This window comes from Hyphomonas sp. UBA4505, from assembly GCF_002388685.1.
Taxonomy (GTDB): domain Bacteria; phylum Pseudomonadota; class Alphaproteobacteria; order Caulobacterales; family Hyphomonadaceae; genus Hyphomonas.
Genome location: NZ_DGMZ01000003.1, coordinates 312,699 through 329,937 on the forward strand (window position 1 = coordinate 312,699; position 17,239 = coordinate 329,937).

Consider the following 17,239-nt stretch of genomic DNA (forward strand, 5'->3'; position numbering starts at 1 on the left):
TGGTCTGCCCCCACGAAAGTGGTCCATTATTTGAGTTAGTTCCGGCTTCAGATATGGAGCTGAGACATGGGCAAGAGATCTACGCCTGAAGAGATTATTGCGAAGCTGCGGGAGGTTGAGGTGCGCCTCGCGCGTGGTGAGGCGACGGGCCAGGCTGTGCGCTCGATCGGTGTGACGGAGCAGACATACTACCGGTGGCGCAAGGAGTATGGCGGGCTGCAGGTTGGCCAGGCCAAACGGATGAAGGAGATCGAGAAGGAGAATGCGCGGCTGCGTCGCGCCATCTCCGATCTGACTCTCGACAACCAGATCCTTCAGGAAGTCATAAAGGGAAAGTTCTAAGCCCTTCACGCAAACGCGAAGCGGTCGATCATGTGGTGGAGACACTCGGTGCAACAGAGCGCCGGGCCTGCCGTGTGATCGGCCAGCACCGTTCCACCCAGCGTAAGCCGCGTGTGGTGCGTCAGGACGAGGATGTGCTGACAGCGGCCATCATCGCCCTGGCCGAGCGGTTCGGCCGGTATGACTATCGCCGCATCACAGCCCTGCTGAGACGGGATGGCTGGCATGTGAACGAGAAGCGCGTCTATCGCATCTGGCGGCGTGAGGGGCTGAAAGTTCCGATGAAACAACCAAAACGCGGCCGGTTATGGCTGAATGACGGCTCCTGTATCCGGTTGCGGCCAATGCACAAAGGCCATGTCTGGTCGTATGACTTCGTTCAGGACCGTACGCATGCCGGCAAGGTGTTCCGTATACTGTGTGTGATCGATGAGTTCACCCGCGAATGCCTCGCCATCCGCGTCGAACGCAGGCTCAACTTCCGCGATGTGCTCGACACGCTGGGCGAGCTGTTCGTCGCGCATGGCCCGCCTGAGCATATCCGCTCCGACAATGGCCCGGAGTTCATCGCCACCGCGCTGCGTGACTGGCTTGGCCGGGTCGGCGTGAAGACGCTCTATATCGAACCGGGTTCACCATGGGAAAACGGTTACTGCGAGAGCTTCAACTCCAAGCTCAGAGACGAGTTGCTGGCGAGGGAAATCTTCTTCGATCTCAGGGAAGCCCAGATCCTGATCGAGGCTTGGCGGCGGCACTGCAACACCGTGCGCCCACACTCTTCTCTGGGCTACCGACCACCTGCTCCACAAACCATCTTGCCCGCGGCGTTCATACCGCCTTACTGTGGGGAGGTGGCGGCATGAACGCCGCTACATGGAAACCGCCGAACTAACATTATTGGTGGACCGCCTCGGTGGGGCAGAGCATGCCCACTATCATCATACAGACCCTCTCCTAAAGCCTCTGGCAGTTCACGCGAGTTCCGCAACAACACCAAAATGGTCAGACCGTCTTCGACCATCTGGAAGATGCGCACTCTTCCCGTATACTCTCTTCACCTCAAACGAACCGGCGAAAGCTATATGGTCGATTGTTCGATCATTGATTTCGTCCAAGATACCGGTTGTGGCAAACTGGTAACCTGAGAATGTATCCTCCAACTTCTCATACGACTGCTTTGGCCCCCAGGATCTCGGAACCCGTCGATTGAAATCACCCAAGACAGTCACCGGCTCATCTCGAGCCCAACGCGCCAAATGTGGCTTAAGTATTTCCAGAAACCTCTCATGCTCAGTCCAAGGTTTGGCTCTCGGCTCAACTCCGAGCGGACTGGCAAAATGATACGGAATGCAAACACCTACAAATCTGACGACGTTGCCGTTGATCTCACTCCTGGCTGTTATGGCGCTACCGATCGCTTCAAGCTGCTCGATCGGTTCGACGTCTGCCCACGGATTTCGAGACCAGAGAACGACCTTGCGTTCATCGGGATGTTGAGGGCTCCATGCCCCCCCCTCCGCCGAGATAACATGACCGCCGAAATCCGCCAGCGACTGCTTCCAAGCTTCGGTTAGACAAACATAGTCCGGCTCTAGCGACGCTATCTCATCCACGAGTGAACGTGCTTGCCATGAACTCGGCTTCCGCCGTTCAATGTTCCAGTTCACGATCCTCAACTCATCACTCCGTACTTCAATCGGTGATTTCCGTCCACCGGATCAGAATGCGTCACAATCGACTCAGATTGCTCGCTGACTCGCTTCTTTGATGCCTTCAGTAATTGTACTGGAGACTGTTTTTCGACTCTCCTGCGCGCTCTGAGAGCGCACTCGCCAGAGAGGAGAAGTCTTAGGGTAACGTGGGTATAGTCACCCCCTTGCCTCGGCATTTACCCTGACAAGGATGTTGAACTACCCATACTCTGAGATGCGGCCGGATCGTCGGGCAGATCCAGCTTCAGCAGGCTGTTCACAATCCCCATCGTTCTGAAGCAACAGAACAGTTTTTTCCATCGATTGGAGCCAACCAGCAGTATTGGTCAACTCGGGTCTGGTTCCTTTGACAAGCCCGTCGCAAACTGGATGATCTTCTGCATTGCAATGAGTTAGCAAAAAGGTGATTTCATCCCTTCGCGAAGGTACACCTTAGAGACCCCCTCCTTGAAGCCAGTTCTTATCTCAATACCGCTGCGGCAAATGCGTGATACACATCAACAATATTGTGTCAGAGTCTCAGCTTGTGCAGAAGTCTTCTGTACTCCATCTGCAAACAAACAGGGAGCGAGATGAAACATCATGACATCAAAGCAAATGAAGGTCAGCAATCTGCACCCTCAAGTGCAAAAGCAAGTTGCGAGGATGCCGACCATATCTCTTCGAAGTCCGTTGTCGCGGATGCTGATGAAATTGGTCATGGCGATCGCCTTCCGGTCGCAGGCCGACGCCAATGTTCGTAGGCACACCGTAAAGCTCGAACATGTCAGCGTTCGCGTTTACGAACCGGTCAGCGAACACGCCGGCGCTGGAATGCTGTTCATTCACGGTGGTGGATACGTAATGGGCCAGGCAAGAATGAACGATCCTGATTGCAATCGGATCGTCCGCGAACTCGGCATGTCTGTGGTGTCAGTAGACTATCGACTGGCGCCCAAGCATCCGTATCCGGCGCCGCTCGACGATTGCTACAAAGCCTGGTTGTGGTTTCTGGACAATGCTGAACTCATGGGAGTTGATCCTTCCAGGATTGTCGTCGCAGGCCAGAGCGCAGGGGGCGGCCTGGCGGCAGCACTCTGCCAGAGGATTCTGGATGAAGGCGCCCCGCAGCCGGCCGCGCAACTTCTTTACTACCCTATGATCGATGACCGGACGGCAACACGAGGAGACCTCACACCAGTCCGGCATATCGCTTGGAACAATGAGAACAATTTTTTCGGCTGGTCTGCCTATCTGGGACATCCGCCGGATGACGGATCGGAGATTCCGCGTTGGGCTGTGCCGTCACGTCGCCCCGACTTGTCGAATTTGCCGCCAGCCTGGATCGGCGTCGGCGACAAGGATCTCTTCTACGGTGAAAACCTCGACTATGCGGAACGGCTCTCGAAAGACGGCGTAGAGAGCGAACTGGAAATTGTTGAAGATGTTCCCCACGGGTTTGACGCCCTGGCGCCCGAAGCAGACATCTCACGTGATTTCCGCGAGGCATCATTCGATTTCCTGCGTCGACGGCTTGGCATTGATAGCTGAAAAAAGGTCCCGGCTCCGCTAACCGGCGCCGAGACATTGGCAGTCCATCTGAGAGAAAACCTAGAACTTGGCAGAAAGCGAAACGCCGGCTGTCCGGGGCGCCGAATGAATGCCGATGAACCCACCGCTCGACGCCAAATAGCTCCCATTGTTCAGGATGATTTCGTCCGTGGCATTGTTCACAAAAGCACGAAGCTGGTAATTGCCAGACGTATCTGTAAGCGTCGCTGACAGGTTTATGTTCGTGTATTCAGACTGCCTCAACTCCGGATAGTCAATGAAGGCCAGCTTGTAATCTGCTGAGTGAAAGACATCTCCGCGCAGGCGCACGCTACCCAGAAAGCCGGAATTTATTGGAATATTCCACTCCGCCCCGAAATTCGCAGTGAACTCGGGTGCCCGGATTAGTTCTTCCCCGGTGAGGTCGACAGCGGGCGTCCCTGGCAATGCCTGGTCGGTCGTGATCAGGTCCGTATATTCCGTGTCCAGAAGCGAGACGCCCATATTGAAGGCAATATTATCCGTTGCGGCATACATGAGTTCGCCTTCCAGCCCGATCAGCTCCGCATCCCCATTCTCAACCAAGGTCGTCGCAGGCGGAATGGTGATGGTCGCTTGCAGATTCGTATAGTCATAGGAGAAAAGCGCGGCGTTCGCGGTCAGGGCACCATTCATCCATTGTGACTTGATGCCAAGTTCGTACGCATCCAGTTCTTCGCTGTCGAACAATTGCGGCAAGCTTAGCTGGTGTCCGCCTGATTTGATGCCCTTTTGCCAGTTCGCATAGACATTCACATTATTACTGACATCGAATTGCATGCCGAGCTTCGGCAAGACGTCTTCAGAGTCGATGTTTCCAGCCGGAGACGGCGCACCAAAAAACGTAAACTCTTTTTCCTCTGCGTTGAAGCGCAATCCGGCATTGATGCGCAGCCGTTCCGTCAATGCATAGGTCACATCGGCGAATGCCGCATAGGATTCCGTATCTTCAACCAAATCCCCCGCAATAACCTCGAGACGCGGCACCGTGGGGACGCCAAACAGAACTCCCGGAAACTCCACAGGCAGGCCAAGTTCAAACTCTTCGCTGAAATAGTAGGCCCCGATCAACCAATCCAGCGCACCCGTCTGGCCATACAAATTGAATTCCTGGCTAAACGATTGGGACGGCCTAGACGATCCCGTAAGATCGGCGAAGAAGAAGTTGGTCCCGTCCGCATCAAATGAATTGTCGATCTCATGATCGACATAGCCGGTAATGGAGCGGAAGGAGACTGTTTCCGAAACATCCCAGTTCACCCGCGCAATCGCAATGGTCGTCTCGGCATTTCCGGAATGATCGCCGTCCGCGTACACTTGGTTAGGCGTTGTTGTGAAGTTCGCGTTGGTCATGAACAACGCCGCAGTTCCAGCAACAACAAATGGTTCGGAAACAACCGACTGCCAACCAAAATTTCCAGTGTCCTCTTCATGCTGAACAGAAAGGTCGATCGTGACGTTGTCTGATGGCTCAATCTTTAGAGCCCCGCGCGCATGCCACAGATCCTGATCACCAAGATCCTGACCGGTATTCAGCACCTTCACATAGCCATCCTGCTTTTGCACGCCGCCGCTCAACCGGAAGGACAATCCCTCCGAGATGGGACCGGACACGACGGCATCGACACCACGGCCGTTACGCTCCTCAAACGTGGCAACAATTTTCCCTTCGAACGTGTCGCTCGGTCCGCGCGAAACATAGTTCACCGCGCCGCCCGTCGCATTGCGCCCGTAGAGCGTGCCTTGCGGTCCCCGCAAAACTTCCACGCGCTCGAGGTCCACCTGGCGCAGCAGCGCCATTGTGGCGCGCGGGAGGAAAACGCCATCGACATAGGTTGCAACGGAGGGTTCAGCCACGCCCGAATCGACCGTCGTGCCAATACCGCGCACTGTCACGAATGTGTTTCTCCCGAATTTTCCGAATGTCAAATTCGGTATCTGCAGGGCGAGGTTTTCGACATCATCGACACCGCGCGTCTCTAGATCATCTCCACCGACCTGCGAGATTGAGGCGGCGACATCCTGGATGCTCGCCTCTCGTTTGGTCGCCGTGACGATCACAGTCGCCTGACGAGATTCCGCTTCGACACCTTCACCCATTTGCGCGATCGCAGGTGTGGTCAACGGCATTAGAGCAACGCATGCCGCCAGCCCGCCCCACCTTGCCGCTGCGGTCGTTCTTCTTGCGGTACCGGCTTCGCCAGACGCAGTTGTGGTGTCTCGATTGTTGGTCATCCTCGTTCCTCCCATGCGGACTAATTGTATTATGCGTTCCGCTTTTTGATACAAAGATTACGTTTTGTGTCTTGTGTCAACTCAGGGGTGACAATTGTATATTATTGTGTCATTCAATCCGTCATGAACAGAAGGAGAGGCGGGTTCAAAACCTCTTCCGTGCTTGCAAATCGAGGTTTGCAACAAACAACTACAAAGAAGGGATGGAACGACAAATGACGGATTTTGATCTAATCATTTCAGGAGGATTTCTTGTCGATGGCACAGGCAGTCCCGGTGGCTATGCAGATATCGGAATCATTAATGATCAGATCTCTGAAATTGGCGATCTGCGGGGCCGCAGCTCAAAGCAGACCATTGACGCCACCGGAAAAACCGTCGCGCCCGGTTTCATAACGCAACACACCCACTACGATGCAGCCTTGTTCTGGGATCCGTACTGTCTGGATGCCGGTCGCAATGGTGTCACGACCGTCGTGAATGCAAATTGCGGTTTTGGAATTGCTCCGGTTCGAGAAAAAGACCGCGAGCGGATCATGGGCATGCTGGAAACTACGGAGCAAATCCCTGTGTCCCACCAGAAAGCAGCACTGCCGTGGGACTGGGAGTCCTTTCCCGAATACATGGAACGCATCCGCGGTTTGCGGAAAGGGCTGAACGTCCTGACGTTTCTCCCGCTCAATCCCCTGCTCGTCTATGTGATGGGTGTAGATGCCGCCAAAACGCGAGGACCGAATACAGAAGAACTGGCCGAAATACATCGCCTGATCAATGAAGCAATGGACGCCGGGGCCATAGGTATTTCGATGTCGGTTATGGGTGCCGAAGGCAATTCACATGTCGATACGGACGGCACCCCCATGCCGACCGACCTCATGGACCATGACGATATTCTGAATATTTGCCGTGCAGTCATAACGCGCGGCGAAGGCGTCATCCAGATGTTGCCCCAGATCATGTATTTCGGCGATCGTTCCATCACACAACGTGTAGCCGAATTGGCCCGCGGGACGCGCGTGCGGGTCATACATAACGTATTCCTGACACATGATCTGGTGCCCCAAGTGGTCGACGAAGACCTTCAATGGCTAGACTCCATGCGCGAAGCGGGATGCGACGTAACAGCTGGTGCCCTGATCAATCGCGGTTGGGTAGAGGCCGGCATCCGAGAACTCGATACCGCCGCAGGCCAACTTCCCGCAGTCCGCAAAATCGTCGGCTGCAGTTCCGATGCCGAAATTCTTGCATTGATAAAAGACCCCGCTTTTGTTCGGGAGTTTGAGACGCAATACGCGGAAATGGGTGCTGCAAGCGGCGCGGCGGGCCTGGAAGGCCAAACCGTCATAGCGGTCGGCGAACATCCCGCGCTTCAGAAATTTCTCGGAAAAACTCTGGCGCAGGTCGGCGTAGAAATTGGCGTGAGTGCTGTCGCCGCCTTGCTGGACCTTGGCGTCAAGTCGGATCTGGACCTGCAAATGAAGTCGCCGCCGATCGCGTCAATCACGCCGGATCAAGCGGTACGCCTCATGGCGAATCCAGCCGTGGTCCCCGGTGGTTCAGACGGTGGAGCCCACACAAAGGCGTTTGGCATGGGGCATTACGCAACCGACCTGTTGATCTGGTTGGTACGAGAGGAAAAACTCAAGACACTGGAAGAAATGCACTTCCAGCTCAGCTTGAAACATGCGCGTTCGGTCGGCATTCGTGATCGCGGCGCCCTACTCCCCGGGTTCAAGGCGGATATCCTGATCTACAATCTCGACCAGCTTTACTTCGACATGAGCAAGTATGAGATTGTCCACGACATGCCCGAAGGCGACTGGCGCCGCCAAGCTCGCGCGGGCGGCTACGACTGTGTTATCGTGAATGGTGTGGTCACTCACCAAACGGACCGCCCCACCGGAGCAACCCCCGGTGCATTCGTTCGTGTGACGTCGAAATCCGCCCCATCACCACTCATGGCCGCTGAATGACGTCAACTTCAGGGGGCTGCCATGTGTGCTCGAATAGACTGTGAAGTATGGACTAAATGCGGTCCGGCAAGATACTTACCCATTCAAGCAAAGGCCTGTGAAATCCTGTATGACTGACACTACCGCTCCCGGCCCCGAAACGACACATTCCGGCGTGTCCAGAAAAGCGGTGGTTGACGCTGCCCTGAAGTGTTTCAGGCAGTTGGGACCTCACAAGACGTCAATGAGTGACATTGCTCGCGAGGCCGGCATATCTCGGAAAACGCTTTATCGCATGTTCGAGGACCGGCCCGCGCTGGTGAATCAGGTTCTGTTCCAATTGCTGCGAGGCATGGGATCAAAGTCTGCCGGTGCGGTCGCCAAATATTCGGACGTCAAAGAAGCCCTGATCGAAGGCTCGATCGAAAACATACGCATCGCGCAGGAAGAAGAACTGTTCCAAGCGATCATACTGAACGAAACGAGCACCCAAATGGAGCACTTTCTCGTTCAGGGCAACGATGCCGTCCGGGCCGAGATTGTGAAGATCTGGGCCCCAGTTTTCGAGCGCGGGCGGGCAGAAGGCACGCTTCGCAACGATCTGTCCGATGAACGCCTTGCGGAGATCATCCAGAACGTCCATTCGCTGGTCCTGATGCGCAAGGATGAGACCGAATCCGCTCAACGGGCGTTTCTGGAAGACCTGCTGTGGGCTGCACTTACAAATCAGTCTGGCAGTTGATGTTAGGATAGGCCGTTACGCCGGACCGAGTGCCGGTTGCCGGGCATGGCTCCACTGCCTGGGAGACTGACCGTAAAGACGCTTGAACTCCCGGCTGAACTGCGACGAGCTTTGATAGCCCACGTCCCAGGCGGCCTCGGACACAGTCTTGCCCTCAGCGATCTTCATAGCGGCATTATTCAGGCGCATTGACTTAACGAACTGGATGGGGGTCATCGTCGTCGCCTCCTTGAATCGCCGGTGGAACACCGCGCGGCTCATGCCAACATGGTTGGCCATGTCGTCAATGGTGACCTGTTCGCTCAGATGGCTGGACAGGTAGTCGATGGTGCGCGCGATTTCGTTGCCAACACCGAAGGCGCGCCGCGCGGCGGACCCTGCCTCCCCCTTCAGCAGGGCATAATACAGCTCGCGCAGACGCCCCGGGCCCAGCACCGCCGCGTCCACCGGATTATCGAGCAGCTCCAGCAGCCGCAGCAGGGCCTCAGTAAATCCGGTATCCCATTTCGCCAGCGCCAGCGCTGGCTGCGACAGGCCGTCGTGTCTGAAACCGGCGCCGGCGGTGGTCTCCATCTCAATGGCAAGATCCCGCATCATGCGTGGCTCCAGCGCGATCATCACTCCCAGCAGCGGGTTGTCGTCCGATGCCTGCGGGGCCCCCGCTTCAACAGGCAGGGTCATAGGGCACAGCAGGTATTCTTCGCTGCCATACGCGTGATGTTCGCCGTCTAGGATGGCCTCTTTCACACCGCTGAGAATTGCCACAACGGTGGGCTCATAGACGGCGGGCGCGCAGGGAACGGGTTCGGTCACGCGGAAAAGCTGCACACCCTTTAGCGCGGTGTCGATCACCCCCGCCTCGGGAAGGCGCTGGTCGATCAGGTGTCTGATCTGGTCTTTGCTCATAATGCCAAACTGGCAAGGCAGATGCTGCTTTTCAATACGGACGAGACAATCAGGCACGTATTAGCGACGATTACGTCTGTTTCCCGCACTTACCGAGAGCCATCTACCTTCTAGGAAAAAACAGACATCCGAACAGACCGCCAGTAGCGCTGGCAGGAGAAAACAATGGCAGACACGACATTCGGACCCAAGGGCTGGACGCCCGAACGCCTCGGCGACCTGAGCGGCAAGACATACCTCATCACCGGCGCGAATTCGGGCGCGGGATTTCAGGCGGCACGAACGCTTCTGAAGAAAAACGCCAGGGTGGTGATGCTGAACCGCTCGACCGAGAAATCGAAAGCGGCCATCGGAGAACTGAAACAGGAAATCGGCGAAGCGGCCGATGTCAGCTTTGTTCGATTGGATCTGGCGGTTCTGGATAGTGTTCGCGATGCGGCTGCCGAGGTGTTGACGACCGTGCCGCGCATTGACGCGCTGATCAACAACGCCGCCATCGCCCAAGTGCCCACCCGCAAGCTGACAGTGGATGGGTTCGAGAGCCAACTTGGCACCAACCATTTCGGTCACTTCCTGCTGAACGGCCTTCTGTTCGAGCGGATCGCGGAAAGCAAAGGCCGGATCGTTATCGTGGCCAGCCTTGGCTACAATATGGGTCTGAGAACCATCAACTTTGACGACATGAACTGGGAAGAAGGATACGGCGCGAACACAGCTTATTCACAAAGCAAACTGGCGCAGATGATGTTCGGCTATGAGCTGCAAGACAGGCTGGCCGCTGCGGGGCGCAACGATGTCGAGGTTTTCGTCTGCCACCCTGGTTCGTCTGCCACCTCGTTGATCTCTACCAGCGGCAGCCGCACCATGCGGTTTATCTGGTGGTTGATGACCAAGACACCGATGGTCCAAACCGCTGAGCAAGGGTCTTACCCGGAAGTCATGTGCGCCACCGAAAAGGCCCTGACCGAACAGCGCGCCCTCTACGGCCCCACCGGCACCCGCGAATTCGTAGGACCGGTCGGCAAGGGAACCCTGAACGCCCATGCCTATGACAAGGCGGTGATGGCGCGGCTTTGGGACGTGTCCGAAAAGGCCGTCGGATTCGAATGGTCACTTTAATTCCCTGAAGGTCCCCGGCCCCGCGCGGGTCGAGTCAACCTGACGGACTGTTGCCATCTGCTTGGACGCGCGCAGGAAATACGCCATCGCAACGGGTCCTTGCATGTCCCGCCAAGGTGGGCGCTGTCAGACGGCTTCGAACCAGTCTCCGCTTTTCGCGGATGTACAGGTCTCAGGCGGCGATCAACGCGCGCCATTCGAGAAGAGCAGCGTCACGTAGCAATTTGAATCCGGCCCTACTCTCGATATTCCTTTGATGATTGAAGTGATTGTGCACCAACGAACCGATTGAAGCTTTTTCCCAAAGCCTTCGGATACGCTGAAACGAGACATTTCGTATATGCCGTAGGTTCAACCCGACAAGTACACTTCGCCTTACACAAACAAGAGTTTGCCACCCGCAATCACCGACGAGAACCGCTAGATTCTTCCTATCGACAACCAACCGAAAGGAAGACCAATGCTGTTCCCAGAACTTGAAGAAACACCTTCAAACCACCGGATGTCCCGGTTTCTCGAACTCTCTTTCGAGTACCGGACATCCACACCCGCCGAGCTTGCCGAAAAGCTTGGATACAAGAGAGACACAACCGTCGTTCAATGGATGCGCGGCTCTGCCAAGGTCCCGCTCCGACATCTTTCAACAATCGCCAACTTCTTCAGCCACGACGTTGCCCATGTGCTTTCAGCCTGGCTCGCTCAGGAATGCCCGGATGACCCTGAGATTGTGTCTGTCGCAGACCGGGTGATTACCATTTGGGAGTGGCAACTCGTCTATGTGGCACGTGACATCCACAACTACTACGACGAGTAGCTTCAGAAAGCTCTGAGAGAGAGTCACCAGAGCGCGTTTGACGACTTCAGAAAGCCAACCAGTACTGAAGGGTGAAACGCGCTCTACGGACTCCTGAGAGCGCAGTCCATGCGAATGGAAGAAGTCTCAGGGATCACCAACCTCCTCCGCTCGGGTGCGACCAATATCTTCCGCTCAAACCGTCGAGAAATACCCGTACCGCGAACCCGATTGAATGGCGGCGAACTTGTGCGTTGGAAGGTAGATCATGATGTCAGGCGTAAATAGACAACGACCACTTCCCCTGACAATTGCCTCCAGCTCTCCTAACGCGCAGCCGCCAATTTGAGATACCTCTCCCGATTGGCGCTCGACTTCTGCCGCGCCTCCTCGATGGCCTGTCGTTCCGACGCGTCCAGAAGCGCTTCCAGCAGGCGCTCGAAATGGCCCTGCATTGCTTCACGAGCGGCTTGTGGATCTCTGGCTTCCAGAGCATCGAGGATATTCGAATGCTCATTCACGCGATGTGACGTGTCATCGAGACACACGGCTGAATAGACTTTCCGGACTGCGTCAATTTCATTGCGCATACGCCAGAGGTTTTGCAGGAAGAACACGTTGGCCGCATTGCCCGTGGCCTTCGCAATTTGAAGATGGAAGTCGCGATCAGCTTCGTCGCCGTCAGGAGTATCGTGCGTCGATGACGCCATCTTTTCTATCGTTTCCCGCAGTCCTTCAATTTGCGCGTCGGTGATCTGCGTGGCAGCGAGAGCGGCGCACTCGGATTCAAAGATCAGGCGGGTCTGAGTTAGCTCGAAAGGTGTAACACGCGGCAGTATAAGTCCGCTCGATTCGTCGGCATCGCGTACATAGACGCCGGACCCGACCCTGATGTCGAGTCGCCCAATGGCCTCCAAAGAGATTTCGGCCTCTCGCACCACGACGCGGCTCACGCCAAATCTCTCTGCCAGTTCGCGCTCTCCAGGCAACCGCGTGCCCGGCGGATAAGATCCGGACTCGATCATATCCAGAATAGCTCTGGCAACGGTGTGGTAAAGGCGCTTCTCTGACATCAAATGGTTCCTTCAAGCAGCATGTCAGGTCTAAGGGTAGACAACAAAATCCCGATTGCGACGACATTATACGTAATTTTAAAAGGTTTACAAATTGGTTGGACCAATTTGTAAAAAAATTCGCGCGAATCTCCGAATATGCCTCTAAACCGCTAAATCCAGTGATCATGCACGAAAACGCCCCACACACGTGGGGCGTTTCCTGTCGTGAATCGGCTCACTACTGTCTTCTAGAAGCTGTAGCTGGCGCCGAATGAAATCCTCCGATCAGTCAATCCCTGGAAACACAAGAGCGCCCCTTCGTTGACGCAGGATTGCTGAACCTCAGATTCGGTGAGGTTCACGCCTTCAATTCCCACACTCAGGCTCTCGGTCACATCATAATTGATGCTCGCATTGAGCTGTCCCCGAGCCTCCTGAACAACGGGGAATCCCCAAGGGAAGCTGGACGTACTGCCGAAATCTGTTGATCGGTACGCGTCACGCCACGTGTAGCGGGCACGGGCAGAAAGGCCATATTTCTCGTAGTAGAGTGTGGCGTTATACGCATTCTCCGACAGATCAATCAGTGGCTGCTGGAACGTCACAGGTGTTGTCGCACCCAGGGCGGCAAACACCTGATTGGCGCGACTCGTCGCAGTGTTCACCGTTTCACCGCCAGAAAATTTCTGATTGGTATAGTTTGCAAGTACACCGAAGCCAGACGCCCAGCCGAGCCGATCCTCAAACTCAGAAAGATCATACTGGAACGCAAACTCGAAACCTTCCTGTGTAGTCTCACCGGGATCGTTGACCGTCGTCGAAACTGGCACACAGATACCGACTGGCGTGCCGCTGGCCGCAAACACGTTCGGATCGGCAATTGGGTTGAAAATACCCCCCGCCTCGCACGGATCGGTCAGATCACGGAAACCTGTGACCGGATCTTCGTATGGGTCTTCCTGCTGAGTAACGAACAGGTCGGTACGCTTCTTGTTGAAATAGCCGATGCTTACCACAGCGGAGGGCGCGAAATACCACTCAGCTGCGATGTCGAAGGAGTCTACCTGCTCGGGCGCCAAGCCAGGATTGCCGATCTGGACCGGCGGGTTCGGACTGGTGCTGAACGTCCGCGACGTTGACAGGTCATCAAAGTTCGGGCGCCTGATGTCCCTGCTCAAGCCAAAACGCAGAATCACATCTTCGGTCGGGTTGGCCACAAGGTTGAAACGCGGCAGCAAGAAATCATAGCTGCCTTCCGTCGAGACCCGCATCGCGGTGCCATTGAGTATAGAATTCCCGACTGAAGTAATGTCCGTTTCCAGATAACGCAGGCCTGCATTACCGCGGAACATACCGTATTCAAAGTTGGCTTGCGCATAAAGGGCATGGGTTTCTTCCTCGATGTCGAAAAAGGCGCTTTGACTCGAGGTGGGCGAGTCAATTGATCTTGATCCACCATGTGCAGAGATGGCCGCATTAAGGGCAGCAAGCACACCATCGGGATTGGACGCGGCGAGTTCTGGATTGATCAGCAGAAAATCTGAAACGTACAGCGCCCGGCCATCGGCTGCATTGAAGTTGTCCGGACCGGCAACAAGGAGATCCGCAAAAAGATCCCCCCGCGGACTATCAGCCATTGAACGCAATCCGACGTTTGAGCGAATTTGGTCGCGGGTGCTGGAGGTTTTGTTGTAACGATACCCCGCATCAATAGATGTGATGAATTCGCTTACGGAGCTGTCTGTCAAATCATAGGTGAAGTCGGCACGAAACGCGTCTTCACTGTTGTCGGACTTGTCCTCGCCGATATTGACATCACGCAAAACAACGTTTGCCGGATCAAGCAACTGTGCGGTTGTCGGACCAAATGCGGCATCCTGCGCAACGGCAAAGGTCAGCGCCCCCCCACTCAGATCGTAGACGAATGGGACGGCGTTGTCGTTTCCGCCACCAGCATCCAGCGGAGCGTTGGGATTGATGAAATTGAGCGTGGTATTGAAGCTCGGCGTCGTGGAATCCGATGTCGACGTTGAGAGCTCGACACGGCCCGAAAGTTTGCCGCGCCGCCAGTCGGTCCCCAACCGGTAGATTCTGCTATCTGTCAGGCGGGAGTTTGTATCGGATGAAAAACGAAGGTTCGGATCGTCATCATCATCAGCCAAGTCGACCGGTATGACACCTCTGAGCGCCGCCTCAATGCTACCGAGGAATTGCGCGCCGTCTTCGCCGCTCAACGTGCCAAAATTCACTGTTTCGAAGGCAGACGGAATGGAGATGTTATTTAGGCTGCTGACCCCCGAGGCCTGCACCCTGGAGCTTTCTTGCCGGCGCTCCTGATCGTTCAGAACAGCATCAAAGTACAGCTTCACGCCATCATTCGGCGCCCACTCTACCGTACCGGCTATATTGGTCGTCTCGTACTCAAAGTTGTCGTAGTCTTGATTCAGGAACTGTATTGGCAGAAAATCAAAAGACTGCGCACTGTCGGCACCACTATCTGACGCAATCAGGTTATCGCGGTCTGCACGAGGACGAAACGCGGTAACGTCCTGCTCAGCGTAGCTGACGCTGATGACGGTCCCGATCTCACCCATGTCCGTTGACCATTTATTGCCATAGGTCCCAGCGAGCCTCGGAGTGATACCATCGGTTGTGAGGCTGCTGTCCTCGCCCTGAATTCGTATCGTCGCCAAACGCTCAGTAAGGTCAAGCGGACGAATTGTTCTGAGATTGATTGTCCCGCCCACAGAACCTTCAATCGTCTTTGCCTCAGGAGCTTTGGTTACCTCAACAGCCGCGATCATGGCAGCAGAAACATCTTCAAAACTAATGCCACCCCGACCAGAACCAGACCCCACGGTGGACACACCGTTTATCTCGGTGCGGTTTGCATTTGTACCGCGGATCTGAACCCCGGTGCCCACACCAGCTTCGCGAGTAATCTGAACACCCGTGATATTCTCCAGAACTTCAGCAAGGTTTTGGTCCGGCAGCTTACCAATGTCTTCTGCTTGGATGACTTCAATCAGATTATCGGCAGCACGCTTTTCACTAAGTGCGCTTGCGAGCGATGAGCGGATTCCCGTCACCACAACCGTATCCTGGCGCGCTTCACCTTCAGCGGCCGGTGTTGACACGGTGACCGGTTCTTCCTGCGCCCATGCTGCGGCATCCAACGGCAGCGCGACACCGGCAAGCAGTGCCGCCCGCCAAACCCGCTGCCTCCTCAGACTGACAGACTCATCCCGTTTAAACGTGCGCATACTGAATTCCTCCCATTTATATTTTTGAGGCCTCGTCTCGACGCAAGGCACTTCGAAGACTACCAACACCCTCCGCTGATGGTATGTCAACCACTTTGGTATGCATATTTGTCTATATTGGTATGACCTCTAATCAGTTTTCCAAGCTAGTATTGTAAATTTGCGACACCCCCCGCAAGCGACGGGGATCAAAAAGAACATTTTCAACAGCGCAAGAATTAATTGGTTGACAAATTGGTCTGACAATTTAGCACTGCAGAAAAGCCGGATTACACGGCCTCGGGAGAAAAGCATGCGTTTAGGGCTCATCAATGCGACGGTAATTTGTTTTGCTTTGGGCGCTTGTCAGGCTGTCCCCGCACTGCCTGAAGTTTCTGAAGCCACACCCCAACGCCCTCATAGCCATCGTGTCATCCCCGTCTCCAATCAGGAAGACTATTTCAACGCAGCGACCAATGCCCAGCCAGGAGACCAGATCGTTCTCCAGAACGGTGTTTGGCGCGACTTTGATATGCTTCTCGACGCTGAAGGGACAATCGAAACTCCCATTACCGTATCGGCTGAAACACCTGGCAAGGTTATCTTGTCCGGACAGTCGAGCCTGAGACTGGCCGGCAAACACCTTGTCATATCCGGTCTTGTTTTTCGGGAAGGTTATACGCCGCGCACTGAAGTTATCAGCTTCCGGCGAGACAATGACAATCTCGCCTATAATTCACGTGTCACCGAAACAGTTATCGAAAACTACTCCAACCCAACCAGGGCGCAGCGTGACATCTGGGTTGCGATGTATGGCCAGAACAATGTGTTCGATCACAATCACTTGTCGGGCAAGCTCAATTCCGGTCCTACAATGGCAGTCCGCCTCAATACGGAAGACAGCCAGAACAACAACCATGTCATTCGAAACAACTATTTCGGGCCTCGCCCAGTGTTCGGGTCAAATGGGGGCGAGACGCTTCGTATTGGAACCAGTCATTATTCGCTCACGCACTCGGGCACACTCGTGGAGAACAACTACTTCGACCGCTGCAGCGGCGAGGTCGAAATCATTTCGAACAAATCAGGCGGTAATACGTACCGTGGGAACACGTTCTTCCGGTCGCGTGGTACACTCACCTTGCGCCACGGCAATGATACCTTGGTTGAGAACAACCTCTTTGATGGAGATGGCGCTCCTTATACGGGAGGTGTCCGCGTTATCAATGCGCGCCAGACCGTGCGGAACAACTATTTCAAGGATCTGACCGGAGAGAGATTTTCTGGTGCGCTGGTCGTAATGAATGGGGTACCGAACTCGCCGATCAACCGCTATCATCAGGTTGATGGCGCAATTATAGAGAATAATGTTTTCGATACTGTCCGCCGCATTGAGCTGGCCGAAGGATCCGACGCTGAACGCACGGCCGTACCTGTCAATTCCATTTTCCGAAGCAACATTGTGATTGGAGAAGGTAGCGACGCGCCATTTCGAATACAGGACGACCTAAGCGGAATTACTTTTGAGGACAATGTGACGACGGCTGCTCTGTCCGTCGTCAGGTAATTTGA

Annotated in this window: 11 protein-coding genes and 1 pseudogene; 7 read left to right on the plus strand and 5 right to left on the minus strand. The window is 55.2% G+C overall.

All coding sequences use genetic code 11. The features are described 5' to 3' along the window. Positions 1 to 66: 66 nt before the first annotated feature. Positions 67 to 1,205, plus strand: a protein-coding gene (locus B3527_RS03125) for an IS3 family transposase (protein WP_290479646.1) whose coding sequence is annotated in 2 segments (ribosomal slippage) — positions 67 to 325 and positions 325 to 1,205 — 1,140 coding nt in all. Because the reading frame shifts where the segments join, the coding sequence is not laid out codon by codon here. A gap of 108 nt (positions 1,206 to 1,313) precedes the next feature. Here the strand turns inward: B3527_RS03125 and B3527_RS03130 are convergent. Then, positions 1,314 to 2,009 carry an endonuclease/exonuclease/phosphatase family protein gene (locus B3527_RS03130; protein ID WP_290479647.1) on the minus strand — a complete coding sequence of 232 codons (696 nt, stop codon included), beginning with the start codon at positions 2,007 to 2,009 and terminating at the stop codon, positions 1,314 to 1,316. 744 nt (positions 2,010 to 2,753) lie between these two features. Between B3527_RS03130 and B3527_RS03135 the strand changes: the two genes are divergently transcribed. Continuing rightward, the gene (locus B3527_RS03135; RefSeq protein WP_290481118.1) at positions 2,754 to 3,584 is read left to right on the plus strand and encodes an alpha/beta hydrolase; all 831 of its coding nucleotides are present in this window, start codon (positions 2,754 to 2,756) and stop codon (positions 3,582 to 3,584) included. A 60-nt stretch (positions 3,585 to 3,644) separates the two neighbouring features. On the opposite strand, the gene B3527_RS03140 is transcribed toward B3527_RS03135, so the two are convergent. Then, positions 3,645 to 5,858 carry a TonB-dependent receptor gene (locus B3527_RS03140; protein WP_290479649.1) on the minus strand — a complete coding sequence of 738 codons (2,214 nt, stop codon included), beginning with the start codon at positions 5,856 to 5,858 and terminating at the stop codon, positions 3,645 to 3,647. Between the two features lie 215 nt (positions 5,859 to 6,073). Here B3527_RS03140 and B3527_RS03145 point away from each other — a divergent pair, with 215 nt between their 5' ends. Then, positions 6,074 to 7,831, plus strand: a complete 1,758-nt coding sequence (locus B3527_RS03145; protein ID WP_290480821.1) for an N-acyl-D-amino-acid deacylase family protein — start codon at positions 6,074 to 6,076, stop codon at positions 7,829 to 7,831. 109 nt (positions 7,832 to 7,940) lie between these two features. Continuing rightward, positions 7,941 to 8,552: a TetR/AcrR family transcriptional regulator gene (locus tag B3527_RS03150; RefSeq protein WP_206990766.1), complete on the plus strand. Its 612-nt coding sequence runs from the start codon at positions 7,941 to 7,943 to the stop codon at positions 8,550 to 8,552. Between the two features lie 15 nt (positions 8,553 to 8,567). Here B3527_RS03150 and B3527_RS03155 read toward each other — a convergent pair whose 3' ends face one another. Beyond that, the gene (locus B3527_RS03155) at positions 8,568 to 9,458 is read right to left on the minus strand and encodes an AraC family transcriptional regulator (RefSeq protein ID WP_290479651.1); all 891 of its coding nucleotides are present in this window, start codon (positions 9,456 to 9,458) and stop codon (positions 8,568 to 8,570) included. Positions 9,459 to 9,623: 165 nt separating this feature from the next. Here B3527_RS03155 and B3527_RS03160 point away from each other — a divergent pair, with 165 nt between their 5' ends. Both B3527_RS03160 and B3527_RS03165 read left to right on the plus strand, forming a co-directional pair. Continuing rightward, a complete protein-coding gene (locus B3527_RS03160) occupies positions 9,624 to 10,577 on the plus strand; it encodes an SDR family oxidoreductase (protein WP_290479652.1) in 954 nt (317 codons plus the stop codon). Positions 10,578 to 11,037: 460 nt separating this feature from the next. Further along, on the plus strand, positions 11,038 to 11,391 hold the full coding sequence (locus B3527_RS03165) for a helix-turn-helix domain-containing protein (protein ID WP_290481819.1): 354 nt from the start codon (positions 11,038 to 11,040) through the stop codon (positions 11,389 to 11,391). A 305-nt stretch (positions 11,392 to 11,696) separates the two neighbouring features. Here B3527_RS03165 and B3527_RS03170 read toward each other — a convergent pair whose 3' ends face one another. Together B3527_RS03170 and B3527_RS03175 are read right to left on the minus strand one after the other, a co-directional pair. Then, positions 11,697 to 12,443 (minus strand): FadR/GntR family transcriptional regulator, encoded by a 747-nt coding sequence (locus tag B3527_RS03170; protein WP_206990770.1) that lies wholly within the window; start codon positions 12,441 to 12,443, stop codon positions 11,697 to 11,699. Between the two features lie 230 nt (positions 12,444 to 12,673). Further along, positions 12,674 to 15,688, minus strand: coding sequence for a TonB-dependent receptor (locus B3527_RS03175; protein ID WP_290479654.1), 3,015 nt, complete (start codon positions 15,686 to 15,688; stop codon positions 12,674 to 12,676). 292 nt (positions 15,689 to 15,980) lie between these two features. Between B3527_RS03175 and B3527_RS03180 the strand changes: the two are divergent. Continuing rightward, positions 15,981 to 17,204, plus strand: a pseudogene (locus B3527_RS03180) (polysaccharide lyase 6 family protein); the annotation flags it as partial. Positions 17,205 to 17,239: the final 35 nt, after the last annotated feature.

What these genes read in the sequence shown, in the direction of transcription:
- B3527_RS03140 (WP_290479649.1), bottom strand. Translation starts at nt 5,858, where the DNA reads ATGACCAACAATCGAGACACCACAACTGCGTCTGGCGAAGCCGGTACC.
- B3527_RS03175 (WP_290479654.1), bottom strand. Translation starts at nt 15,688, where the DNA reads ATGCGCACGTTTAAACGGGATGAGTCTGTCAGTCTGAGGAGGCAGCGG.
- B3527_RS03170 (WP_206990770.1), bottom strand. Translation starts at nt 12,443, where the DNA reads ATGTCAGAGAAGCGCCTTTACCACACCGTTGCCAGAGCTATTCTGGAT.
- B3527_RS03155 (WP_290479651.1), bottom strand. Translation starts at nt 9,458, where the DNA reads ATGAGCAAAGACCAGATCAGACACCTGATCGACCAGCGCCTTCCCGAG.
- B3527_RS03165 (WP_290481819.1), top strand. Translation starts at nt 11,038, where the DNA reads ATGCTGTTCCCAGAACTTGAAGAAACACCTTCAAACCACCGGATGTCC.
- B3527_RS03145 (WP_290480821.1), top strand. Translation starts at nt 6,074, where the DNA reads ATGACGGATTTTGATCTAATCATTTCAGGAGGATTTCTTGTCGATGGC.
- B3527_RS03135 (WP_290481118.1), top strand. Translation starts at nt 2,754, where the DNA reads ATGGCGATCGCCTTCCGGTCGCAGGCCGACGCCAATGTTCGTAGGCAC.
- B3527_RS03160 (WP_290479652.1), top strand. Translation starts at nt 9,624, where the DNA reads ATGGCAGACACGACATTCGGACCCAAGGGCTGGACGCCCGAACGCCTC.
- B3527_RS03150 (WP_206990766.1), top strand. Translation starts at nt 7,941, where the DNA reads ATGACTGACACTACCGCTCCCGGCCCCGAAACGACACATTCCGGCGTG.